General features: G+C 31.6%; 3 protein-coding genes. 1 reads left to right on the forward strand and 2 read right to left on the reverse strand.

Annotation, left to right across the window (positions count from 1 at the left end; genetic code table 11):
• Positions 1–95 precede the first annotated feature (95 nt).
• Both A2255_09865 and A2255_09870 read right to left on the reverse strand, forming a co-directional pair.
• On the reverse strand, positions 96–2,111 hold the full coding sequence (locus A2255_09865) for a hypothetical protein (protein ID OGI17577.1): 2,016 nt from the start codon (positions 2,109–2,111) through the stop codon (positions 96–98).
• A 36-nt stretch (positions 2,112–2,147) separates the two neighbouring features.
• On the reverse strand, positions 2,148–3,767 hold the full coding sequence (locus A2255_09870; GenBank protein OGI17578.1) for a hypothetical protein: 1,620 nt from the start codon (positions 3,765–3,767) through the stop codon (positions 2,148–2,150).
• 279 nt (positions 3,768–4,046) lie between these two features.
• On the opposite strand from A2255_09870, the gene A2255_09875 reads away from it, so the two are divergent.
• Positions 4,047–5,039, forward strand: coding sequence for a hypothetical protein (locus A2255_09875; protein OGI17579.1), 993 nt, complete (start codon positions 4,047–4,049; stop codon positions 5,037–5,039).
• Positions 5,040–5,201 lie beyond the last annotated feature (162 nt).

Below are 5,201 nucleotides of genomic sequence, written 5' to 3' on the forward strand. Positions count from 1 at the left end.
TAATGCTATAATTTGGATTGCCACGTCGGGCTTTCAGCCCTCCTCGCAATGACAATATCACTTTATGCGTAAGTATTTTTTGTTACCTCCTTAGTTTAATTAAAATTATAAATTCTCTTGTAATTCCAGTAACTGCCATAAACTTTCTTTATGTAATTTCTTGTTTGTTCATATGGTATATTTTCGATAAATTGATCTAAATCATCATGAGGAATGGTTCTAAGCCATTTTTCCACAGCACCTGGCCCCCCATTATATCCTGCGACTGCATAAAGAGAACTATTGTTTAATCTGCTTTTAACATATTTAAAATACGATGTACCAAGCTTCACATTGGCTTTAGGATCGAAAAGTTGAAATGCATTAACTGCACCAAGATGGTTCCATCTAGCTATGTCCTTTGCTGTTCCAGGGAGAAGCTGCATTAAACCTTGCGCATTTGACGAACTAACAGCAAGAGGGTTAAAATAACTTTCTTCTTTTGTTAAAGATAAGATTAAAATGGGATCAAGATTATTCATATGAGCATAATGATTTATTTCTTCCGCATAATATACCGGATAAATTAATCTCCACCTTCTATCACGAGAATCAGGTTTCGGCATTAATTTATTCATACCGTCTCTTGCCAGTACGATTGACTTTGATACAAGATTAGATTTGAGTTTTATCCAACTATCAAGGAAAGGATCATCTTTCATAATATTTATAGTGGTTTCATAATCTCCAATATTAATTAATTCTGCTATTTGTGCACCCTGCTTTTGATAAATATGGTTATAGGAGTATGGCAAAGAAAAAGGATCCTGTTCGCTAATTGATGAATTAATGTTAGTTCCCCAACCAGGATCTTTGCCTGCAATTAATGCTTGTATTCGGCCATTTGCTCTAAATGCATAATAACTATCAGGATAAAGAGACAATAATTTTTGGTAATAGTCTTTAGCCAGATTTTTTTGTCCTATTCGCTCATAAGCCTTGCCTGTCCAGAATATTATTTTAGGAGATGCTAAGGTATTAGTGTATTTATCTATATGCTTTTTACCTAAACTTATAGCTTGATTATAATTACCCTTGCTAAATTCATCCCAAAATAGATTCCATAAAGCTTCAGATGCATAATATCCTTCAGAATAATTATCGAATATGGTTCTGTAAAACTGTAACGATGAACTTTTTGGAATAATTTGCGCTTTACTGAAAAGAGCAAAGTCTTTAGCATTTTTTACTGTACTAATCACTTCTGACCAGCTTTTTATTGCCGGTTGAGATGCTAAACGCACATAAGATAACATAGCATCTTGCATTTCATCCTGAGTAACAGTATTTGAATATTTCCATATGCCTTCTTTTAGGAAATATTTTGCTATTTGAGTATTTCCTAATTTAGCATTAATTTTAGCCAGATAGTACCAACTATCTTGAATGGAAATTTGCCTTAAATAATTATGAGCTTCTTTGTATCTTTGAGCTGTGAATAAGGCAATTCCTATATTTTTCTTGTCTTCTGTAGTTAAATTAACTTTTAAATTACTTATTCCATCTATGCAATCAATAGCAAATCTGCCATCAGGTGATAAAGATAAGTATTTTAACCAGTATTTAGCAGCAATATTTTTATCTTTATCCTGATTAATTTGTCCAAGATAGTAATAACTGCCTATTGCATAGTTAGAATCCGGATGGTTTTTTATTGTTTCTTCGAAAAGTTCCTCTGCTTTTTGATAATCACCGACTCTAATATAAGCCTGACCTAAATTATAGCTTGCCTGGTTTTCAATAGGGCTTCCAGCATATTTTGATAATAACGTTTCCAGTTTATTTATAGCTGTTTTTTCATCTTCTAAAGCTGCTGCGCATTTAGCTTGCTGGAATAGTACGATGTCATAGGCTATATATCCTGATGGAATCTTATTGTATGTATAATAAGCTGTTTTAAATTCGTTATTATCTTGATATTCTTTTGCCTCTTTGTAAAGCTCTCTTGCTTTATTTATAGGCAGAAAAAAGTTATCAAAAACATTAACGTTGGAAAAGTTTATTACCATAAAGGAGATAAATCCGAATATGGCTATTGGTATTACTGTTCTTAGTTTTTGTTTATTTTTCATAAATATTCTCACAACTCAAATATGTCTAAAAATAATTTATTTAATTTTATTATAATCCAGCAAATTAATCCTATCCCCTACGGTTAATGATATAGGGGAATTATGTTCTATATAATCTATAATTAAAGATCGTAGTAATATGTCTAATTTATGGACGTTTTTTGCTCTTCTAAACTGGGTATAGCCATCTCCGCCACTAAAAATAAAATCATTTACTGCAATTTTATAGTATTTCTTTTCGCCTAAAGGAATTCCATTAACTTTGATATTGGTAACCCTACTACCCTCGCTGATTAATTTGGTTTTATCGTCTGATAATTCCTGTGGCTTTTGGGATAAGTCTATTGTGTATTCCAGCCCGCTGGTTTGCAAGAATGAACCTGCAAAACCGGGTAAATCCCTGGAGCTTGTTTCAAGAATAGATTTTATGTCCTGTCCGGATATTTCAGCTAATACAACCGTATTATCAAAAGGATATAATTCGAGAATATTTCCTATAGTAATAGGCCCTGGATTTATGTACTTATGGGCTCTTATTCCACCGCTATTCTGCATTACTATTTCAGCGTCAGGGTACTTAGATTTAACAGCTTCAGTTACTAGGCTTCCTGCTGCTGTTAAACCTGTTCTTATTTTATTTTCTCTTGCATCTATTGGAGTATTTAAAACACCTACAACTTTATTGGTTTTATTTTCGATTTGTTGAGCAAGTAAAAATATATCTTTTGCCATTGATTGATCTTCTTTGATTTTTTTATCGATAGGGATTAGATTATAGTTATATTTTTCGATTTTTTTATCTTTAATAGTAACCTCTAACTTACCTAAATTAATACCAAATTCTCCAGCTTGCACAATTAAAGTGGTGCTTTTATCATTAAGAACTGTAATAGGCTTATTTAATAAAGTATGTGAATGTCCTCCAACGATTACATCTATTTCAGGTACTGCCTTTGCAAGTTCAATATCATCCTCTACACCAATGTGCGAAAGAATTACTATAAAATCCACTTTAGGATCTAACTTTTTTACAAGCTTTTTTACAGTTTTAACATCATCAAAAATCTTTATATGATCTGCACCTCTGGTTAAAGTTTTTAAATCATCAGTAGTTACCCCGATAATTCCAACTTTAAATCCGTTATAATCTTTTATAATATAATCTTTTATTTTGCGATCGAGGGATTTATTTTTGGTAAACCTAATATTAGAAGAAATATATGGAAAATTAGCAGTATTGACTAGGTTTTCAATTACATCAATGCCTTTATCAAATTCATGATTTCCAAGGGCTGCTGCATCATAACTTATTTGAGACATAAATTTTATATCAGGAATTCCGTCAAAAAATCTGAAAAACAAGCTACCTTGAACAGCATCTCCTGCATCTAAAACTAAAAGATTTTGATTCTGACTTTTAAGATCTCTTATTATTGTGGCTCTTCTGGCAATTCCACCAACAGAATGTAGTTTATCTGAATAATCAATTGACTGAAGCCGCCCATGGACATCATTAGTATGCAATATAGTTAAGTAGTATTCTCCATTAGCTAAGCAAGCATTATTTAAGCTAATGATGCTTAAAAATGTTATAAATATTGCTGTAATGAAGTATTTATATCCTGCAATGCTTGATTTATTTGTATTATTAATCATTAATTTGTCCCTTAATTATTTGGTAATATCCATTACCTAACTTAAGTCATCGATTATAGCCACTGAAACAGGCAGACTTAATTTAAAGCTATCAGGTTACGTTTTAGTACTACTAATTATTTTAAGGATAGTATAAATCAACAATGTTCGTATGAAAAGAAAACTATTAACCTCTATTAATTGATATTTTACATTATTTAAAGTTTAACACTATTTTTGTTACTGTTATAATCATAACGAAAGTCAAAGGTGATGGACAGGGAGGACTATTAGGTAATAATGAAAGTATTATTTAATTCTATAAATCCGTATCACAAGAATAATGAATCTAAAATAATAAAACCAGCTTGTGTACCAGCCAATGAATCGTGTTTAACCGATTCTGTTAGTAGCCTTAAAGCTTTGGCAAATTATAATTTGAGTACAATATCTTTTAAATCAAGAAATAAGGAATTTCAGGCTGATAATGAATATAGAAGAGAACTGGCCAAACACGCAAATTGCAGCGCACAGGATTTAAAATCTGTGGTTGGATCTAATGAATTAAAGAAGGTTTTAAGAGATAAATTAACACAAGAGAACTTTATGCCTGGTGAGGATGATATAAACATAAAAAAAGGTATATTTAAGGCAAATTTACATAATCACACTATATATTCAGATGGAGAAATGACTGTTCAAGAATTATTAGATAGGGCTTGCAATTATGCAAGCAAGATAAAATCTAATGTTTATGTGGCTTTAACCGACCATAATACTTTAAAAGGTTCTCAAGAGGCAATAAAAATAATAGGGCAAAATCCTGAAAAATATGAAAATATAAAATTTGTTTCAGGTGTTGAGCTTTTAGCAAAATATAGATGGCCCGATCATAATCCTGATGAGCCTCCAGCAAATCTGGAAATGCTTGCTTATTGTATAAATCCATTTGATGAAAAAATAAACGATTTTTTAGAAAAGAATAAGAAAGATAAACATACTAAAACTGCATTAGAGGAAATTTTTGAAGTTTTGAATAGTGTTCCCGGCATTTATAGTCTTGCTCATCCTGGCAGAGTAACACTTCCTAAAAATAGAGAAATGGAATCCTTTATGGAAGGATTTAAAAATAACGGTGGAAATGCAATTGAAGCATATTATTCATACTCTGAATCTACAGAGAAAAGCGATGAGAATTATTCCAGAATAGCAAAAGACTATGCTGAAAAAATGGGCATGCTAAAAACCGGCGGTCGCGATAGCCATCGTCATACCATTTTTCATAGAGATTAATGGCTGGTTACAGGAAGTGCCAAAGGCACAAATATAAGTGTTGAAATAATTTAGTACTTAATAATGTAACTATGTTACCTACAAAAATCATAACGGATTTTTTCCGCTGTCCTTAAAAAAAGAAAACCCCCTTATTATTAGGGGGCTGGCTAGTTCTAATTT

It is taken from the genome of Candidatus Melainabacteria bacterium RIFOXYA2_FULL_32_9, assembly GCA_001784615.1.
Classification (GTDB): domain Bacteria; phylum Cyanobacteriota; class Vampirovibrionia; order Gastranaerophilales; family UBA9579; genus UBA9579.

Bases quoted from the DNA above. Each gene is read 5' to 3' on its own strand.
- A2255_09865 (OGI17577.1), bottom strand. From the start codon at position 2,111: ATGAAAAATAAACAAAAACTAAGAACAGTAATACCAATAGCCATATTC.
- A2255_09870 (OGI17578.1), bottom strand. From the start codon at position 3,767: ATGATTAATAATACAAATAAATCAAGCATTGCAGGATATAAATACTTC.
- A2255_09875 (OGI17579.1), top strand. From the start codon at position 4,047: ATGAAAGTATTATTTAATTCTATAAATCCGTATCACAAGAATAATGAA.